Source organism: Selenomonas sp. ND2010 (assembly GCF_000702005.1).
In the GTDB taxonomy this organism is placed as follows: domain Bacteria; phylum Bacillota; class Negativicutes; order Selenomonadales; family Selenomonadaceae; genus Selenomonas_A.
Window position 1 is genome coordinate 62,152 of sequence record NZ_JNKI01000001.1, and the last position, 19,554, is coordinate 81,705.

Sequence of the window (19,554 nt, forward strand, 5' to 3'; positions counted from 1 at the left end):
TTATCTTGAATTGTGCATCAAATGAGAATCTGATAGAGAATAGAGATAAGATTCTTGGCACAACGGAAATAAACTGAATGAAGCTATTGCAAGCCAGGGGTAGCGTGTATGGGGGTCTATTGATGGAGTTTCGGCAATTAGAGTATTTTTGTACCATCAGTGAATTGGAGAACTTTACGCGGACTGCGGAGGCACTGCATGTGTCCCAACCGTCAGTCACCAAAGCCATCAAAGCATTAGAGGCAGAACTTGGGGTGATGCTCATCAATCGCAGCCAGAAGCATGTAAGTCTCACGGAGCAGGGAAAAGTTTTTTTGCTTCATGCGCAGCGGATCATGCAGGATGCGGCGTTTGCGAAAAAGGATATGATGCGGTATCGTTCAGACCAGCAGGACATCATTCATTTCGGCATGCCTCCAATGGTAGAGGGATACCTTTTTCCAGACTTTTTTATGAAGTTTAAGGAGCAGGTGCCTGACGTTATGTTGGATGTGCAGGAATTTAGTGATTCGGATGAAGTGCGTCAGCGGGCGGAAGATGGTGAACTGGACTTTGGCATTATCATGGGAAGTGATGAAGAGCATCAAGAACATGCGATGCCACTGCTGCAGGATACCATGGTGCTTTGTCTTCCACCAGAGCATCCGTTGGCAGAAGAGTCATCGGTATCGTTTGATGAGCTCCGCCATGAGAAGTTTATCATGCAGCAGCCCAATACCTACCAGTATCGCCAGATTATGGACCACTGTGGGGAATATGGCTACGTGCCGGACATTGTCTTGTGCACGTCGCAGCTCAAGACCATCAAGCAGCTGGTGGCAAATGGCAGTGGGATTTCGGTTCTGCCCAATTTTGTAACCCAGATGGAAAACATCTTTGTTCGCAGACCGCTGTCGCCGGCTATGGGGGTTCAGGCGTCACTGTTCTGGGGAGAGAACAAGAATTTATCGCGGGCCGATACGCGGTTCATGCAGTTTATGAAGGAATATACGGAGACGCCGGATTTCCAGCAGCATTTCCGGCATTGTTGAAGAGGCAGGTTAGATTGTGCAATTAAAACGTCTTGAGGCATACGGATTCAAATCCTTTGCGGATAAGATAACGATAGATTTTGACAAGGGCATCACGGCAATCGTTGGGCCGAATGGTTCGGGCAAGAGCAATATTACCGATGCAATCCGCTGGGTCCTCGGTGAGCAGAATGTCCGCAATTTGCGGGGAACGAAGGCAGAGGATATTATCTTCACGGGATCGGCATCACGCAAGGCCCTTGGGGTAGCGGAGGTGTCCTTGTTTTTTGCCAACGATGGCACACTGCCGGTGGATTTTCGGGAAGTTGTGGTTACGCGGCGGCTTTATCGCAGTGGTGAGAGTGAATTTTACATCAATCGTTCCCGCTGCCGCCTGAAGGACATCTATAATCTGTTTGCTGATACGGGCATTGGCCATGATGGTATGAGTATCATCGGGCAGAATCGCATCGATGACATCTTGAACAGTCGCCCCGAGGAACGCCGGGCGTTCTTTGAGGAGACCGCAGGCATTACGAAGTACCGCAATCGCAAGCGGGAGTCGGTGCGCAAGCTCACGGATACGGAAAACAACCTGATTCGTGTGCAGGACATCATAAACGAAATCGAAAATCAGTTGGAACCGCTCGCGCGTCATGCGGAGAAAACGCGCGTGTTCAATGAACTCGATGAGGAGTACCGTAAATGTAAGCTGACGAAGCTCGCGCAGGATTATACCCGGGAAAGCCAGCGGAAAACGGACAATGATGGCAAGCTGGCTGAGGCCCGTGATGCGGCAGTTGCAGCAGAGACGAAGGTCAAGGCGGTGGCTGCTCAGAAAGAACTGCTGGGCAAGGAGATCATTGATTTTGAGCAGCGGCTCAAGGAACAGGCCGAGAAGAACGAGAAAGTCCGGCAGAAAATCGAGGCGGCTTCGACGGAGATGGCCGCACTGCAGGAGCGGCAGGAGCAAAGTGATGCGGCGAAAGCGCGAATCCTTGCCCGACGTCAGGAGCTTAACCATGAGGTAGCTCAGGCTGTTGCGGATATGGCAAAGCTTTCGGAAAAAGAAGCGCAGCAGAAAAAAGATTTGGCGCTGGCTGACAATTTGCTGAGTCAGGAAAAGGCAAAGGCAAAGTGCATTGCAGACCGCATTCGGGAACAGAAAGAAGTCGATAAAAAAGCTGCCGAAAATCGCGAGAAGGCGCAGGCAAACCTTACGCAGAAGCAGCAGGAATTGGCACTTATCGAGCGCGATATTGAAAACGGCAGCGGAGATCAGGCGGCTCGTCAGGCAAGCTTGCAGGAAGCGCAGCAGGAACTCGAGCGCTTGGAGACTTTGCAGGAGAAATTGGCGGAGCAAATCCGCGTACAGGACGAGGCAATAAATGCGCGAGTCGCAGAGCAGCAGCAGGCGCAGACGGCGCAGCGGGAAGCAGCGCAGAAGATGGCCGCTTGCCAGCAGCGCTACAATGAGACAAGTCAGCAGGTAAAATCGGCAGAAAGCAAACTCCAATTCCTCGCGCGAATGCAACAGGACTATGAAGGCTTTGGCAAGGCTGCCAAGGCGGTGCTCAAAAGCCGGGAGAACTGGCGCAGCGGCGTAGCCGGTGCCGTAGCCGAGCTTATCGATGTGCCGCGCGACTACGTGACTGCATTGGAGATTGCACTAGGGGGCAATTTGCAAAATATCGTCACGGAAGATACCGATACGGCCAAAGCTGCCATCGCTTATTTGAAGCGGGAACGGCAGGGGCGCGTGACGTTTTTGCCACTGTCTACCATTGTATCGCGCCCGCCGAAGGATATCGCATTTTCGGCCGATGAAGGCGTGATTGGCTGGGCCAGTGAACTGGTAAAGACCGAGGAAAAGTTCCGCAAGATTGTGGATTTCCTCTTGTCGCGGACGCTGGTAGTCGATACGCTGGATAACGGTCTCAAATTGGCGAAAAAGCATAACTACAAACTCCGTATCGTCACGAAAGAAGGCGAACTGTTAAATCCGGGTGGTTCGCTCTCGGGCGGCAGCCGTCAGCATCAGGAGTCGAGTTTCTTGAACCGTAGCGGTGAGATCGAGGAACTCAAAGAAAAGCTGGCGAGCGGTAAAAAAATGCTTGCAACGCTCATGGATGAGAAAAAAGCGGCAGAACTTGCGAAGACGGAGGCTTCCCGGCGGCAGAATGAAGCGATGGAAGCACTCCATGAGGCCAACGTTCATCGCGCCGAGCTTCGTGTGAGCCGGGAACGGTTGGCTGAGAATTTGACGAGTCAAAAATCGACGGTCAAAGAGCTCGAAGAGGCTGCGGAGAAAATCAAGGCGACGTTTGCCAAGATTCAGGAAAAGCGCACATTGGCCGCTCGAGCGGTGGCAACGGCGCAGCGTGAGTTCGATGAAGCAGACCACGCTGCGGAAGATGCGGCGATTGAACTCGAGGACTTGGAGCAGGATGCTGATGATCTGTCGGAGTACATCCAGCAGCGCGAAGTCAATCGGGCCGTATTGGAGCAGGAAGCGTTGCGTTCGCGGGAGCATTTGCTGCTCAGAACCCGGGATAAGGAACGCAGTGAACAGTCCTTGCGCGATAACGAAGCCGAGGAAAAACAACTGGTGGCAGGACTGGAAGAAAGCGTTACGCGTCTGGAAGTCATTCGCGGGCAGAATGCAAATTGGCAGAATCTCTTTGCCGAGGGGCAGGCGGCCCATGACAAGCTTTATGCGCAGCGCATGACAAAGCTCACGGAAAGCCAGCAAGCGGACAAAGATGCGCATGAGGCAGCGAAAAAGCTGAATCAGGCACAGGAACATGTCCACAAACTGGAAATCATTGAGACAAAACTCCAGCTGGCACTCGAAGAGTGGCAGGAGACCATTCTATCCGAGTATGGTTTGACGCCGGAGCGAGCGGCGGAAGAGGCATTGGATATGGAGCCCCCGGCGGTTCACCATCGCATGAAGGAACTTGAGCGCAAGATAAAAGAGCTCGGTCCGGTCAACCCCAATGCATTGGAAGAATACGAAGAACAGCAAAAACGCCACGACTTTATGGAGGGACAGGCAAAAGACCTGGTTGAGGCCAAGGAAAATCTGGAGCACATCATTGCCGATATGGATGAAGCGATGACCAAACAATTCAAAGAGGCATTTGCGCAGATTCAGGTTTACTTTGCCGATATTTTTGTGCGTCTCTTCGGGGGCGGCAAGGCCGAATTGAAGCTTTTGGATGAACACGATGTCCTAAACACTGGTGTCGATATTCTCGTGACCCTGCCACAGAAAAAGCGGCAGAACCTTTCGGCACTGTCGGGCGGCGAGCGAGCACTTACCGTCATTGCACTGCTGTTCTCGTTCCTGCGTTATCGTCCATCGCCGTTCTCGGTACTGGACGAAATCGATGCGCCGCTCGATGAAGCCAATGTAGTACGTTTCGGTTCTTTCCTCAGGGAATTTGCGGAAAATACGCAGTTCATTGTCGTAACGCATCGTAAGGGAACGATGGAATCGGTGGATACCATGTATGGTGTTACGATTGAAGATGCGGGAGTATCTAAGATACTTTCGGTCAAATTGGATGATATAGAATAAACGGAGGCAATTCATGGGATTTTTTGATAAACTGAAAAAAGGTTTGAACAAGACGCGGGAAAACCTGACCAATAAGATTGAAAAACTTGTCATCGGCTATGCCGATATCGATGAGGAGTTTTTGGAAGAACTGGAAGAAACGCTGATTATGGCCGATGTCGGCGTGCAGACTACCGATACGTTGATGACGGCGGTTCGCAAGGGAATCAAGAAAAAGGAAATCAATACGCCGGAGGATTTGAAACCCTTCCTGCAGAAAACGATTGTTGATATTCTTAATCGTGGGGAGGACACAACGCGCAAGGCATCCGAAGGCCCAACGGTCCTGCTCGTAATTGGTGTCAATGGCGCCGGCAAGACGACGACAATTGGTAAGCTCAGTGCCTATTACAAGGAACAAGGGAAATCGGTTATGCTGGCTGCTGCCGATACTTTCCGGGCGGCCGCTATCGACCAGCTGGAAGTCTGGGGACAGCGCACCGGCGTTCCGGTAATCAAGCACGAAGAAGGATCTGACCCGGCAGCGGTGGCCTTTGATGCGGTAAAGGCAGCCAAAGCGCGTGGCATCGATATGTTGATTATCGATACGGCTGGCCGGTTGCAGACCAAGTCCAACCTCATGCAGGAGCTTGAGAAAATCAACCGCGTCATCGGCCGCGAGATTCCAGGTGCACCGCATGAGACGCTGCTCGTACTCGATGCTACGACAGGACAGAACGCCATCAGCCAGGCCGAGCTCTTCACCAAGGCCGCACCGATTTCTGGTGTCGTTCTGACGAAGCTCGACGGCACGGCCAAGGGCGGCGTGGTTATCGGCATCAAAAACCAGCTTTCCATGCCAGTCAAATGGATTGGCGTTGGCGAAGGTGTCGAAGACCTGCGCCCCTTCAACGCCGACGATTTTGCCAAGGCATTGTTCGAAGGCTAAAATTAAGGGACAGAAAAATGAAAAGCGTTCGATGGGAAGTCTAGCATCGGACGTTTTTTATGTATTGGCAGAGCAGCTGGCTGCCTTTGCCAAGGCACTCGAGGGGCAGGATACGGTGATGACAGCATTTGATGAGGGATTGTGGGGAACGCTGGTGGACTTCATGACTGTCTACAGCAAGGATGATATAGCCGTCACATTTAAGGACGGCACGGAAATTCATATAGACTGACAGTTGGCACGGGTTAAAGGCTCGTGCCAATTTACTTGTTTTATGGTAGAATTATGATAGATTTATACGGCGGGAGGTGCTGACATGAAGAAGGTGCGGATAACTGTCGTGCGTAAGGCTTGCTATCCGGATTTGATGGAAAAGTATGAAAATCCCATCGAGCACGCCTGCGATATCGAGGAGGGAGCTGTATTCATCGCCAATGGCTGGCAGAGACCGGATGGATTGTGCGAGAGTGCATGGGAGTCCATGTTCCCGTTCGTCATGGGGCTGGCACACGGCGCGGAGAACTTTTACGATGGCTGGATGAAGAATCCACGGTCAGCTATGATTTCCTGCAATGATGGTTTCCGTCCGGTCAGCTTTCTGGTGGAAACGATGGATGAGGATGCGGATTAAGGTATGAAAATAACTCGATTAGATCATTTCGTATTGACAACAGAGCATTTAGATGAGTGTCTGAACTTCTACTCTGATGTGCTGGGGATGGATATTGACAGAAACAATAATCGCTATGCCTTGCGCTTTGGCAAACAGAAAATCAATATCCACACAAGGAAAGCGGAATTTTTGCCAGCCGCCAGATACCCTCAATGCGGCTCCCTTGATATCTGCCTTGTCATCGATGAACCGATAGAAGTAGTCTATCAGGAGTTGAAGTCAAAGGGCGTAGCATTGGAGACAGGCATTGTGGAGCGTAATGGAGCCATGGGCAGGATGAAGAGCATTTACCTCCGTGACCCGGACGGAAATCTGATAGAACTTTGTATGTACGAGGAGACCGATTGATGAAAGCAGCGATAGTTTATGATTCAAGAACCCATACCACGGAGAAGGCAGCAGACTTCATTGCCGAGGGGCTGAAATCCGTTGATGATATTGAGGCACGGTGCTTTAATATCGATGAGGCTGATTTTGAGTATATCCAGCAGTCCCATCTGGTGATATTTGGTTCTCCAACTTATATGGCATCTGTTACGGCAAAGATGAAAAGCTGGCTGGAGAGCAATGCGGGCAAGCTGAAACTGGCTGGCAAGCTCGGTGGTGCTTATGCTACGGAGCAGTATATCCATGGTGGAGCGGAAAATGCCATCCAGGAAATGCTGGTATTCATGATGGTCATGGGCATGATGACTTACTCTGGCGGCTCTGCCTGTGGAAAGCCGGTTATTCATCTTGGGCCGGTAGGCATGAGTCAGGATATTGAAAGCTTTAAGGAGTTGTTTGTAACCTATGGGCAGCGGATGGGCGAGCAGTTGCTTAAGATACGATAAGTCCAGTAAAATCAAAGTTTCACGATACTTACAAACGGCTTGCAACCCATTAGTGTATAGAAGAATAAATTTGCAACCCCACAAACGGTGGCAATCAAGGGTAAAATGTGATTGTATCAATTTTATACAAAGGTTGGATACCTTTTTATCAAGGGAAATCTGATTTTGGTGAAATTTATCCTACAGTTAGAATGTATTGCACATCACCTAAAAAGATTGCAATGTTGGATGATATCCTTATGTTCAAGGGGAATATTGGTGATGTGACTAGCATATTCGATAAGGTTAAGGAAGTAACTAGTAACGGTAGTGAGATTGCATAAAAAACTCTCGGATATTCGATTGGCTTAATGGGGAAGCAATCGGACATCCGAGAGTTTTCTTTTCGTAAGTTGGGAGCCGGCTGTAGATCCGTCAAACCGTGGTTGGCGTCGGGTTGTTGGACGGGACAGCCGGCATGATTGGTTACTAACTAAAGTATATCATATATTCTGAATAGTTGCACTATATTTGAGGGATATTTTTGTGGTGGATATTGCGGGAGAGATAAAAAATTCATAGGTATTGATTATAAAGAGTTTAAGGATTCATATTTGTATTTATTTCAAATATGAGGTATTATGATTAGGTAATAAAAACAGTGCAGGAAAAAATCCATCAAGGAGGCACAACGATGTTGAATCACGAACAGTGGAATGGTTTTACCGGCGGGCTTTGGCGCGAGGAAATCAATGTCCGCGACTTTATACAGAAGAATTATCAGCCGTATGAGGGCGACGAAGCTTTTTTGGCTGCGCCAACGGATGCTACGAATAAACTGTGGGGAAGATTGCAGGAACTGCAGAAGGAAGAGCGCCAAAAGGGCGGCGTTTTGGATATGGATGTGGATATCGTATCCAGTCTGACTTCGCATGGGGCAGGCTATATCGATGAATCCATGAAGGATTTGGAAACGGTTGTGGGCTTGCAGACGGATAAACCGCTCAAGCGTGCCTTCATGCCGTATGGCGGCATCAAGATGGCCGAGCAGGCTTGCCAGAACTACGGCTATGAGCCGAGCGCCAAGCTCCATGAGATTTTTACGAAATACCACAAGACGCACAATCAGGCCGTGTTTGATGCCTATACGCCGGAGATGCGCCGCGCGCGTCACAGTCATATCATCACGGGTTTGCCGGATACATATGGTCGTGGCCGCATCGTGGGCGACTATCGCCGCGTGGCACTTTACGGTATCGATCAGCTGATTGCGTTCAAGGAAGCCGATAAGGCCAATACCGGCATTGATGGCGTCATGACTGACGAGGTTATCCGTCAGCGCGAGGAGCTTACGGAACAGATTCGTGCGCTGCAGGGCATGAAGGAAATGGCTGCTGTCTATGGCTTTGATATTTCCCAGCCGGCCAAAGATGCGCGTGAGGCCGTGCAGTGGCTCTATTTCGGCTATCTGGCTGCCATCAAGACGCAGAATGGCGCCGCTATGAGCGTCGGCCGCATCTCGACGTTCCTCGATATCTACATCGAGCGCGATATCAAAGCGGGCAAATTGACGGAAGCGGAAGCCCAGGAGCTTATCGACCATCTTGTCATGAAGTTCCGCATGGTAAAATTTGCGCGCATCACGTCCTACAATGAGTTGTTCTCGGGCGACCCGGTCTGGGCGACGCTGGAGGTGGCTGGCATCGGCATGGACGGTCGTCCGCTCGTCACGAAGAACGATTACCGCTTCCTGCATACGCTGGAGAACATGGGGCCGGCACCGGAGCCGAATCTCACAGTGCTCTATTCGTCGGCCCTGCCGGAAAACTTCAAGCGCTATGCGGCTAAGATTTCGGTGACGACGAGCTCGATCCAGTATGAGAACGACGATGTCATGAAGGTCGAGTGGGGCGATGATTATTCGATTTGCTGCTGCGTATCGGCAACCCAGACGGGCAAAGAGATGCAGTTCTTCGGCGCGCGTGCGAACCTGGCTAAGTGCCTGCTCTATGCCATCAACGGCGGTGTGGATGAAAAATCTGGTGAGCAGATTGGGCCGGAGTACCGCGGCGTAACGGGTGATATCCTCGACTATGACGATGTTTGCCAGAAGTTTGATCGCATGATGGATTGGCTCGCGGGTCTCTACGTCAATACGCTGAACCTCATCCAGTATATGCACGATAAGTATTACTATGAGGCCGCAGAGATGGCGCTTATCGACACGGACGTGCGTCGCACGTTTGCGACGGGCATTGCGGGCTTCTCCCATGTCGTCGATTCGCTGTCGGCCATCAAATACGCGAAGGTCAAGGCTATCCGCAACGATGCTGGCATCGTGGTGGATTATGAGACGACGGGCGATTTCCCGCGTTATGGCAACGATGATGAGCGCGCGGATGCGATTGCCAAGTGGCTCTTGAAGTCGTTCCTCGACAAGATCAAGTCCCGCCACACGTATCGCGATTCGGAGCCGACGACGTCCATCCTTACGATTACGTCGAATGTCGTCTATGGCAAGTACACGGGCGCAATGCCGGATGGCCGTAAGGCTGGGGTGCCGCTTTCGCCGGGCGCTAACCCGAGCTATGGTGCGGAGCAGAATGGCCTGCTGGCATCGCTGAACTCGGTGGCAAAACTCCCGTATGAGTGGGCGTTGGATGGTATCTCCAACACGCAGAGCATGACGCCGGAGGCTCTTGGGCATAACGATGAAGAGCGTTCCTCGCAGCTCGTCAATGTGCTCGATGGTTATTTCGACCAGGGCGCACATCATTTGAATGTCAACGTCTTTGGCCGCGAGAAACTTCTCGATGCCATGGAACATCCGGATAAAGAAGAGTACGCAAATTTCACGATTCGCGTCTCGGGCTATGCGGTCAAGTTCATCAATCTGACGCGCGAGCAGCAGCTTGACGTTATCGCGAGAACTTTCCATGCGCACATGTAAGGGTTATATCAATTCGGTAGAAAGTTTCGGCTCGGTCGACGGGCCGGGGCTTCGCTATATTTTCTTCCTGCAGGGCTGTCCGCTGCGCTGCAAGTACTGTCATAATCCTGAGACTTGGCAGGGGCCGGCGAAAAAGGAAATGACGGCTGAGGCTGCCCTGCAGCAGGCGCTTCGCTATAAGTCCTATTGGAAAAATGGCGGTGGCATCACGGTGTCGGGCGGCGAGCCGCTCGCACAGGCAGAGTTTGTCGCGGCGTTGTTTGCCTTGGCGAAGGAGCAGGGGATTTCTACCTGCATCGATACTTCGGGGGCGGTCTTTTCGCGTGAGGAGCCGGTCTTTTCCAGGCTTTCAGCGCTGCTGGCCATAACGGATACGGTGCTTTTGGACATCAAGCATATTGACCTGTCAAAACATCGGGAGTTGACCGGTCAAGGCAATGCGCAGATCCTTGATTTTGCCCAATATCTGGCCGAAATCGGGAAACCGGTCTGGATTCGTCATGTGCTGGTGCCAGGCTGGACAGATGATAGAGAAAGCCTGGAAAAATTGGCGAACTTCGTGGCCGGGCTCGGCAATGTCCAGCGCTTCGAGGTGCTGCCGTATCATCGGCTGGCTATCCATAAATATGAGGAGCTCGGACTAGACTACCCGTTTGCGGATGTGCCGGAACCGACGAAAGAAGATGTAGCCAGAGCCGAAGAAATTTTGCGAACCAATGACTATCAAGCGTATAGACGCTAATGAGACAATATAGGGGCTATGGCCTGAGTGTTTTAACACTTAGACCATAGCTCTATTTTTTTATTTCGTAAATCGAATGGGAAATTTTTCTGGTAAAATAATAGTTAAGAGTCTTTACGGCTGACAGCTATTGTTGGTGATGACGATTGTTGAAAGCAGACTGAGGTCGTTAGAATATTAGGAGGTGGCAACAATTAGTACGGTAATTTACTATTATTCGACAACAGGAAACTCCTTATTTGTGGCAAGAGAATTGCAAAAGGCTATGCCCGAGGCGGAACTTCAATCCATTCCAGAGGCCCTTCAGGAGGATCAACTGATGGTGAAAGCTGAATGCGTGGGATTGGTATTTCCCATGCATTATTTTGGGTTGCCGATGCAAGTGGAGGAGTTTTTGCAGAAGCTTACGTTTTTGGAATCTCCGTATACTTTTGCGATAGTCACTTGTGGCGTTCCTTATTGGGGCAGGCCCTTTATGGATGCAGAAAAGATACTCAAAGAGAAAAATTGCCGCTTGCATGCCGCGTGGTATGTGCGGCTGGTCTCGAATTATATTCCTTATCGGGATATTGCTGCGGATTGGCGGATAAGGATCCGTGCCTGGCTGGCCGAAAGAAAGCTGAAGAATATTATAGCAGCCATCAAGGAACGGAAAGCGCATACTACCTGGCAGCTGCTGAAAAAATTTTGCGGAAATTTTCATGCCAAATGGTTGGCAGGGCAGCACGAAATCGATACAAAATTTTTGTGCGACAAGGAAAAGTGCACCGCTTGTGGTTTGTGTGAGCGGATTTGTCATCGAGATAATATTAAGCGTCCGGAGGGGCAGCCGGTTTGGCAGCATCATTGTGTGGAATGTCTGGGGTGTTTGCATATCTGCCCGGTCAAGGCGATAGATTATGGCGAGATTACCAAGGGACGCAAACGATACCGGCATAAGGCGGTAAAGATAACAGATTTATTGCGTAAAACGTGACGAGGTGAGGGCGTTTTATACGGATTCATGAGAATAAAAGAAGGTTGATGCGATTTCGGCAAGGAAGATTGCTTTTTTGGTGTCCGAAAATCGATTCTACAAACAGGCCTTTTCGATAACTAAAAAATAAGAGGAATGATAAGTTTTGGTATAGAATGGAAAAGATAATATAAAAATGCTATGAGTACTGACTCCCAGACGACATAGTGACAATCGAATAGGTGAGGAGTGAAATGTATGGATTCTGCAGTAATTACCTTATGTGTGCTTTGCGTAGCGGGGTTCTTCTTTGCTACGGAACTTATTCCTTTGGCTGTTACGGCCATGGGATCGGCTATCCTGCTGGGCCTGTTTGGTGTGCTTACCCCCGCACAGGTTTATTCTGGGTTATCCAATTCAACGGTCGTTTTATTTGCGGGGATGTTTGTCATCGGTGCGGCGATGTTTCAGACAGGACTCGCGCAGAAAATCGGCGTCACGGTCGTAAAAAAAGCCGGTACCGATGAGAAGAAACTGATGCTGGCCTTGATGGTCATCACCATTGTTCTCTCGGGGGTTTCGTCGAATACGGCGACCGTCGCTTGTTTGATGCCAGTGGTGGTACAGATTTGTATCGCCGCACATATTCCCGTATCGTCGCAGCTCATGGGCATGGCATTAGCCGCAAATGTCGGTGGTACGCTTACGCTTATCGGTACGCCGCCGAATATCCTTATGAGTGCTACATTGGAGACTTCGGGCTACAGTCCCTTTGGTTTCTTTGAATTCGCCCTTATCGGTATTCCGCTGTCACTTGCTGGTGTTTTGTACATGATGACCGCGGGACGGCGTTTATGCCCGCATAATTATGCGGATAACAACTTGTTCGACCAGGAGTCCGCGGAACCGGAAAATCCGCGCAAGATGCTGATCTGTGCAATTATCCTGATATGTGTGGTCGTAGCAATGGTCTTGGAAAAGGACATTGGCGTGCCGATGCAGACGTCGGCAATTATCGGTGCGTTGGTCTGCGTGTTGACGGGATGCGTGACAGAAAAGCAAGCCTATCAGGGGATTGACTGGGTTACGATTTTTCTGTTCGCCGGCATGCTGCCGCTGGCCAGTGCGATGGATAAAAGCGGTGCTGGCAAGATGATTGCGGATTTCGTGATCGGCCTTATCGGCTCGGAGCCTTCGCCCATGATTATCGTCGTTGCGATGTTCATCCTGTCCTGCGGCCTTACGCAGTTCATGAGCAATACAGCGTCGGCGGCTCTGTTGGCACCAATTGGCATTTCGATTGCCCAGTCCATCGGGGCGTCGCCTTATCCCGTGCTCATGACCATCGGCATTGCTGCTTCCTGTGCGTTTACGACACCGGTGGCAACACCGCCGAATACGCTGGTGCTTGGCCCTGGTAAGTTCCGGTTCATCGATTATGTCAAAGTCGGCATTCCGATGGTTATCGTGGCCCTGCTGGTATGCGTGGTGGTCATTCCGATATTCTGGCCTTTCTTCCCAGGATGAGGATAGCGGAATATTAGCCTGAATCGAGGAGGAATATCTATGGAACGCGAAAAAATCATTCGGGGTATTGAAGCCTTTGACCCCGAACTGTTTGACTTTATACAGATGGAATTGAAGACCCAGCGCTATACGTTGTCGCTTTTACCCAACGAGAATTATGCCTCGCCCTTTTGCTCTTATCTGAAGGGGAGCCTCTTAAGCAATACCTATATGGACTATCATGATGTATTGACCTGCAGCCGCCTGGAGACGCTGGCCATTGAGCGGGCCAAAAAACTTTTTGGCAGTGAGGCCGCCATCGTGCGTATCAGCAACCTGGTGGCAGCATCCCAGATTGTCTTTCACAGCTTTGTCCATACCGGGGACACCATTATGTCTTTTAATCTGCGCAAGCAGGAGTATTGCTACACGGATGACATGAAGTATAATTTCGTGAAGTACAGCATCGAGCCGGAGACTCAGCATCTGGATTACCGCCATATCGAAGCGCTGGCGCAGGAATGCCAACCGAAGATGATAATCTTCTCGCCCATAAACTATCCAAAAGATGTCAATTACCGGAAGCTGGCCCAGATTGCCCATGGGGTGGGGGCCGTGCTCTGGGTGGATATGAGTGCGGTGGTAGGCATGGTGGCGGCAAAACTCATGCATTCGCCGGTACCCCATGCGGATGTCGTAACCTTTTATACGCACGACACGCTACGGGGGCCGCAAAGCGCGGTTATCCTGACAAACAGTGAAAATGTCGACCGGCTAAATGAAATTGCCATCAATACCGGGCATGTATATCTGCAGGAAAATATTCTGGCGGCTCTTTGCATTGCCTTCCGGGAGGCCGAGACTAAAGAATTTGGCAATTACTGCCAGCAGTGTCTCAACAATGCCAATGCCTTGATGAATTCCCTCAAGGAAAATGGGCTTAATATCGTTTATCATGGCACCAACAGCCAATATGTAGCTCCTGAAGTGCATTGTAAGGATCGCGGCGCTTTCCTGGCCCAGGTCAAGCAAGCCGGTTTCATTGTCAAATGCGACAACATCATGACCTTTGACGATGATAAGACGATTCCTGCCCTGCGGCTTTCCAGCCTGATTCCAACGACCCGTGGCATCAAGGAAGAGGAAATGGTGGAAGTGGGACGGCTGTTGACCAAGGCCATTGTTCCGGATATTGATTCCAAACAGATTGCCAAAATCCGTCAGTCTTTGGCAGAAATCGTTTTTACGAAACCGCTTTTTTCAGAGGAATGGCTGCCGCGGAAGAATATCGTCAATCCACTCTATAGTTCGCAGAATATCAACTATTCTCGGGAGCTCTATGCGGCTAACAAGAAAAGCTTTTTGCGGCATCTCTTTGGGTTTGATGATTAATATCATTGACAGTATTTTACCAAAGTAATATAATGTCAATTGTGACATAAATCACAGTAATAATTTCATATTCAGGGAACAGGTGCCGTCTACGATGGCCGAAGAGAAAAGCCGGTAAAAGCCGGCGCGGTCCCGCCGCTGTGAGGGGAGTAAACTTGCATTATGCCACTGGAGAATCTGGGAAGGCGCAGGTGAGCGATGAACCGAGCCAGAAGAACTGCCTGTCCGAAAGTCACCGTTTTGACTTGTCAATGGACATTGACATTTGACTGGTCAAGTTACCTGCGAGCGATGGGGAGGAGACTTCTGAGTATCTGATTTTGGAAAAAAGAGGTCTTTTGGCGTGTGCCAAAGACCTCTTTTCTATTATATCCAAACAATAGGGGGATTTCATTATGAAAAATTGGAAAAAAGCATTAGCAGTATCGCTGGCTTGCACGGCCGCTTGGGGAATGGCTGCTCCGCAGACTGAGGCTGCCTATCAGCTGAATCCGGAGGTCAAGAAACCGACGATGGCGCTGAAGGCTGCATCGGAAATCGGTGTGCTCAAGAATGAAAATCCAGAACTCAAGAATCTTGCCGATAAAGATGCAATTGTCGTCATGACGTTTGGTACGACGTTCAAAGATACGCGTGCGAAGACTATCGATGCTACGGTCGATGCAATCAAAGCGGCTCATCCGAACACGAAAGTGGTAACGGCTTATACGTCGCACATCATCATCAATCGTGTTCAGAAAAATGAGGGTATCAAGTTCCCGACGCCGGAGGAGGCTCTTGACCAGCTCAAAGCCGATGGTTATAGCCGCGTAGCATTGGTTTCGCTCGATGTTATTCCGGGGATGGAATACAATTACGACATGGGTGTTTATCAGAACTACAAGAAAGATTTCAAGAAGATGACGCTCGCTACGCCGCTGATGTACTGGCAGGGCCAGGAAGAGCAGGCGGATGATGTTGCAGAAACCATCAAGGCACTGTCTTCGCAGTTCCCGAAGCAGGGCAAAAAGGATGCAATCCTGATCATGGCACATGGCACGCCGAACATCTCCAACGCATATTATTCGGTCATTCAGGCAAAACTCGATGAGATGGGCTACAAAAATGTCTATGTCTACACGGTTGAAGGATGGCCGTCTCTCGAAACAGTTATGCCGAAGCTCAAGAAAAATGGCATCAAACATGTTACGCTGATGCCGTTGATGATGGTGGCTGGTGATCATGCCAACAACGATATGGCTGGCAGCGAAGAGGATTCTCATAAGTCCGTCCTGGAAAAAGCTGGTTACAAGGTTGACGCTTATATTCATGGTATTGGCGAAAACAAAAACATCCGTGACCTCTATGTTGCTCGTGCAAACGAGGCCTGGGATGTACTCGAAGCCAATAAATAATCAATCGGTTAATACGTATGACGCGTGCGGTTATCGCACGCGTTTTTTGTATGTGGATGGTGTAAGAAAAAATCCGTGAAACAGGGACATTTATCTTGACGATAGGGGAATAAGTTCTTATAATAAATATATAATTTGGATAGAAGCGAATGGCATGGCTGACGGATTCGTGGAATTGACCACAGGCCGTGTCGTTTGGGAAAAAGCCGACCGTCTGGGCACCTTTTTATGGGCTCAGACGGTCTTTTTTTGTAGGATGGAGGCGCGATTATTTTGGAGTTGTTGGAGAGAAAAATACAGGAGGAAGGCATTGCCCTGCCAGGGAACGTGCTCAAGGTGGATTCGTTTTTGAATCACCAAATCGATCCGGAATTGTCACAGGCGATGGGCAGGGAGTTTGCGCGCCTGTTTGGCGACGCGGGTATTGACCGCGTGTTGACGGTGGAGGCATCGGGCATTGCGATTGGCGTAATGGCGGCGCTGGAGCTCGGGGTGTCACTCGTCTTTGCGCGCAAGAAGAAATCGGTACTCATCAATGAGCCGGTTTATTCGCATGAGGTATTCTCCTTCACCAAAAAGGAAACTTCCGAAATCATCGTGCTGCAGAAATACTTGCCAGCTGGTGAGAATGTACTCATTATCGATGACTTTCTTGCCAATGGGGAAGCAGCATTGGGACTGGCCCGCATTGTGGAAGAAGCCGGTTCAAAAGTTGCAGGTATCGGCATTGCGATCGAGAAGGCATTTCAGCCGGGGCATCAGCGCATTGTCGACAAAGGATATCACCTGGAGGCTTTGGCAAGTATAGCGTCTCTGGACGATGGCAAGATTACCTTGGTGGAAAAATGAGAGGGGAGGACTTATTGTGACGAAGGCGATTCATCCTGTTGATCAGAAACTGCCATGGGGGCGCACGCTCATCTATGCGGCGCAGCATGTGTTGGCTATGTATGCTGGTGCGGTGGCAGTGCCGTTGGTATTGGCTGGTGCCATTGGACTTTCGACGGAACAACTCATTTACCTAATCAACGCTGACTTATTTACCTGCGGCATTGCAACACTGGTGCAGGCACTTAGCATCAAGAATTTCATCGGTTCGAAACTGCCAATCGTTCAGGGCTGCACATTCACGGCGGTCACGCCGATGATTATCATCGCCAATACCCATGGTGGTGGGGCCGCTGGCTTGCAGGTTGTCTATGGTTCGGCTATTTTTGCCGGTATAGCCTGCTTTATCATCAGCAATTATTTCAGCAAGATGCTGCGGTTCTTCCCGCCGGTCGTCACTGGCTCGGTCATTACGATTATCGGACTGTCGCTGCTGCCGGTAGCTGTCAATTGGATTACAGGGCCGAATCCGCAGGCCGCCGATTACTGCAGTCCGTCAAATATTGCGTTGTCGCTGGCCGTGCTCGCTATTATTCTATTTATTTACCGTACTTGCAAGGGATTTCTCGGTCATATTTCGGTGTTGTTGGGCTTGGTGATTGGTACAGGCATGGCGGCAGTTTTCGGCATGGTGGATTTTCATGCGGTTAGCGAGGCCGCTATGCTCGGTATCACGACGCCCTTTGCCTTTGGAATGCCAGTGTTTGAACCGGTATCATGCCTTATCATGACGCTCGTTATGCTCGTGACGATGGCTGAGACGACTGGCGATGTCATGGCTGTGAGCTCGATTGTTAAAAAGCCGATGACGGAGAAAATGCTCACCAAAGCGCTGCGCGCCGATGGTTTTTCGACGGCACTCGGCGGCGTGTTCAACACGTTCCCGTATACGGCTTTTGCACAGAACATTGGTCTTATCAGCATGACGGGAATCCGCAGCCGCTACATCGTGGCGACGAGTGGTGTACTGCTGATGATTTTGGGACTCTTTCCGAAATTGGCGGCCGTTGTTGCCTGCATCCCCACAATGGTACTCGGTGGTGCTGGACTGGCCATGTTTGGCATGGTGGCTTCCAGCGGCATACAGGCGCTTTCGCAGGCAGATCTGCAAAAGAAGGGAAATTCCATGGTCGTGGCTATTAGTGTGGCAGTAGCGCTGATTCCAATTGGGGTGCCGTCTTTTTACAGCCACTTTCCGCAATGGGTACAGTTAATCGGCAATAGTGGTATCACGATTGGCAGCATTATGGCCATCGTGCTCAATGTACTGTTGTGTGATAATAAGCAACAAAAAGCAGCTGAGGACGCTCAGGTTTCGCTTGGACTACAATAAGGGGCGGATTAACCATTCGGCAGCTTTTTTCTATGCAGATCATGATGAGGAGAGACTTAGGATTCCTTTTGCCAGCGTTGGCCTTCTTGTATTGCGCTTTGGATGCGTTGCTGCAGATCGCAGAAGCGGTACAAACCGGCGGCATTGGTCGTTAAGCCTTTGAGATGCAGGCGGACGCGTTCCGGTGGATGGTTAAGGCTAAAAGGGGTGCGCTGACGAAGTTGGTTGGCATTGGCATAGACGAGGGACAGCGCGGCGTATTCTTCGCCATCTTGGCCCTGCCTTTTTTCGATGACGAGTTTTGCGCCGATGGGCGTTTTTTCTTCAATGCTGTTGGGGAGTTTATAGTCCATGACTTCCAGGGCGGGCAGAACTTCGGCTAAGTTGACGTCATGACCGCCGAGAAACGTGATTTTACGTTGGCTGTTGGTAAGTTCCTGTTCCATGACCGTAAGCAGGGGGGCGGCCAGTGCCTTGGCTGCCGTTGGCGTCTGAAACAGCGAATTGATGCCAAGTTCTTTTAAGGCAGCGGCATCCTTCCAATCGGTTTCGGTCAGTTTATGGCCAAATCCTGCGCGCAAATCATCCGCTTCTTCATAGTATTGCAAGGTCAGGGCATCGCTGGCTGGTATCCATGCATTCCATGGCGTGGTAAGGCCGATGCCACCGTCTTTTAGTGGTGCAATCGCACCCGTGCGGGGGATAGGCCCATGTTTGGCGGCGTAAGCGGATCGGTTGTAATCCAATATTTTTGCCAGCACTTGGCAGGAACGCAGACCGCGCTCCTGTAATTTTTTTTCGAGTCCGGCTTCATGAAATTCTTGCCGTACTTGCTGATACAATGCCTCGTTATGGGGAAGGTCTGGCCAAAATACCGGGTCGGCCTCGTTTAATTCCTGATGGTATTCAATCGTTGGGTTCCCCACGGGCAGCAGGCCCGTAGAAAAATAATGAGCAGTGGCAATGGTCCGTTGGAAGGAGTTGGCATAGAAGCGAACTTCCTGAGGCTGTGGCTGGGCATGGGGGAAAAGCAGCTGCTCGTGTTCCAGCCATTGCCGGAAATACTGTCCCATCAGCACCTCGAGTTCGCCGCCGCGGGGGGATAGTTCGCCAGGGGCACATTGCCAGGCAAACCAGTTGTGCGGCGTGAGTTTGGCAAGGGTTGAATCGCGTCCGGCAAGTGGGGCGCGGATGTTGTGGCGACTGAGAATCAGCACTTGTTTCAGCGGATAGGTTTCGCAGGCTGCAGTTTGTACAGAAAAAGGCAATAAAAGAAAGAGAAAACAAAGTAGAGAAATGAGAATTTTTTTATGCATATGTATCGGCGCCTTTCTGAATCATACATCGTTACTGTCTAAATTGTAGCATGGATATTGCATTTTGTTCAA

At 50.4% G+C, this 19,554-nt stretch carries 16 protein-coding genes and 2 riboswitches; of the genes, 15 read left to right on the forward strand and 1 reads right to left on the reverse strand.

Translation table 11 applies throughout. The features are described 5' to 3' along the window. The first annotated feature begins 122 nt into the window (after positions 1–122). The 15 genes from T504_RS0100295 to T504_RS0100365 all read left to right on the forward strand — a co-directional run bounded on the left by T504_RS0100295 (position 123) and on the right by T504_RS0100365 (position 18,166). Positions 123–1,031: a LysR family transcriptional regulator gene (locus T504_RS0100295; protein WP_033169059.1), complete on the forward strand. Its 909-nt coding sequence runs from the start codon at positions 123–125 to the stop codon at positions 1,029–1,031. A 16-nt stretch (positions 1,032–1,047) separates the two neighbouring features. Beyond that, entirely contained in the window at positions 1,048–4,593 is a 3,546-nt protein-coding gene (gene smc / locus T504_RS0100300) for a chromosome segregation protein SMC (protein WP_033169060.1), read from the forward strand. Between the two features lie 13 nt (positions 4,594–4,606). Next, on the forward strand, positions 4,607–5,521 hold the full coding sequence (gene ftsY / locus T504_RS0100305) for a signal recognition particle-docking protein FtsY (protein WP_033169061.1): 915 nt from the start codon (positions 4,607–4,609) through the stop codon (positions 5,519–5,521). A 31-nt stretch (positions 5,522–5,552) separates the two neighbouring features. Then, positions 5,553–5,753: a hypothetical protein gene (locus T504_RS14840; protein ID WP_033169062.1), complete on the forward strand. Its 201-nt coding sequence runs from the start codon at positions 5,553–5,555 to the stop codon at positions 5,751–5,753. An 84-nt stretch (positions 5,754–5,837) separates the two neighbouring features. Further along, on the forward strand, positions 5,838–6,152 hold the full coding sequence (locus tag T504_RS0100315) for a TIGR04076 family protein (RefSeq protein WP_033169063.1): 315 nt from the start codon (positions 5,838–5,840) through the stop codon (positions 6,150–6,152). Positions 6,153–6,155: 3 nt separating this feature from the next. Continuing rightward, positions 6,156–6,542, forward strand: coding sequence for a VOC family protein (locus tag T504_RS0100320; RefSeq protein ID WP_033169064.1), 387 nt, complete (start codon positions 6,156–6,158; stop codon positions 6,540–6,542). Beyond that, positions 6,542–7,027: a flavodoxin family protein gene (locus T504_RS0100325; protein WP_033169065.1), complete on the forward strand. Its 486-nt coding sequence runs from the start codon at positions 6,542–6,544 to the stop codon at positions 7,025–7,027. The genes T504_RS0100320 and T504_RS0100325 overlap by 1 nt, the downstream gene beginning before the upstream one ends. Positions 7,028–7,700: 673 nt before the next feature. Beyond that, the gene (gene pflB, locus T504_RS0100330; protein ID WP_033169066.1) at positions 7,701–9,956 is read left to right on the forward strand and encodes a formate C-acetyltransferase; all 2,256 of its coding nucleotides are present in this window, start codon (positions 7,701–7,703) and stop codon (positions 9,954–9,956) included. Further along, positions 9,943–10,698, forward strand: coding sequence for a pyruvate formate-lyase-activating protein (gene pflA, locus T504_RS0100335; RefSeq protein ID WP_033169067.1), 756 nt, complete (start codon positions 9,943–9,945; stop codon positions 10,696–10,698). Before pflB ends, pflA begins: the two co-directional genes overlap by 14 nt. A 184-nt stretch (positions 10,699–10,882) precedes the next feature. After that, positions 10,883–11,674 carry an EFR1 family ferrodoxin gene (locus T504_RS0100340; protein ID WP_255327112.1) on the forward strand — a complete coding sequence of 264 codons (792 nt, stop codon included), beginning with the start codon at positions 10,883–10,885 and terminating at the stop codon, positions 11,672–11,674. A gap of 237 nt (positions 11,675–11,911) precedes the next feature. Further along, entirely contained in the window at positions 11,912–13,180 is a 1,269-nt protein-coding gene (locus T504_RS0100345; protein WP_033169069.1) for an SLC13 family permease, read from the forward strand. Positions 13,181–13,219: 39 nt separating this feature from the next. Then, a complete protein-coding gene (locus T504_RS0100350) occupies positions 13,220–14,551 on the forward strand; it encodes a PLP-dependent aminotransferase family protein (protein ID WP_033169070.1) in 1,332 nt (443 codons plus the stop codon). 63 nt (positions 14,552–14,614) lie between these two features. Continuing rightward, positions 14,615–14,791, forward strand: a riboswitch (cobalamin riboswitch). Between the two features lie 155 nt (positions 14,792–14,946). Next, on the forward strand, positions 14,947–15,945 hold the full coding sequence (locus tag T504_RS0100355) for a sirohydrochlorin cobaltochelatase (protein WP_033169071.1): 999 nt from the start codon (positions 14,947–14,949) through the stop codon (positions 15,943–15,945). 144 nt (positions 15,946–16,089) lie between these two features. Continuing rightward, a riboswitch (ZMP/ZTP riboswitch) is annotated at positions 16,090–16,172 on the forward strand. A gap of 46 nt (positions 16,173–16,218) precedes the next feature. Continuing rightward, a complete protein-coding gene (locus tag T504_RS0100360; RefSeq protein WP_033169072.1) occupies positions 16,219–16,794 on the forward strand; it encodes a xanthine phosphoribosyltransferase in 576 nt (191 codons plus the stop codon). A 16-nt stretch (positions 16,795–16,810) separates the two neighbouring features. After that, on the forward strand, positions 16,811–18,166 hold the full coding sequence (locus tag T504_RS0100365; protein WP_033169073.1) for a nucleobase:cation symporter-2 family protein: 1,356 nt from the start codon (positions 16,811–16,813) through the stop codon (positions 18,164–18,166). Between the two features lie 56 nt (positions 18,167–18,222). On the opposite strand, the gene T504_RS0100370 is transcribed toward T504_RS0100365, so the two are convergent. Beyond that, positions 18,223–19,383, reverse strand: coding sequence for a histidine-type phosphatase (locus T504_RS0100370; protein WP_197018646.1), 1,161 nt, complete (start codon positions 19,381–19,383; stop codon positions 18,223–18,225). Positions 19,384–19,554 lie beyond the last annotated feature (171 nt).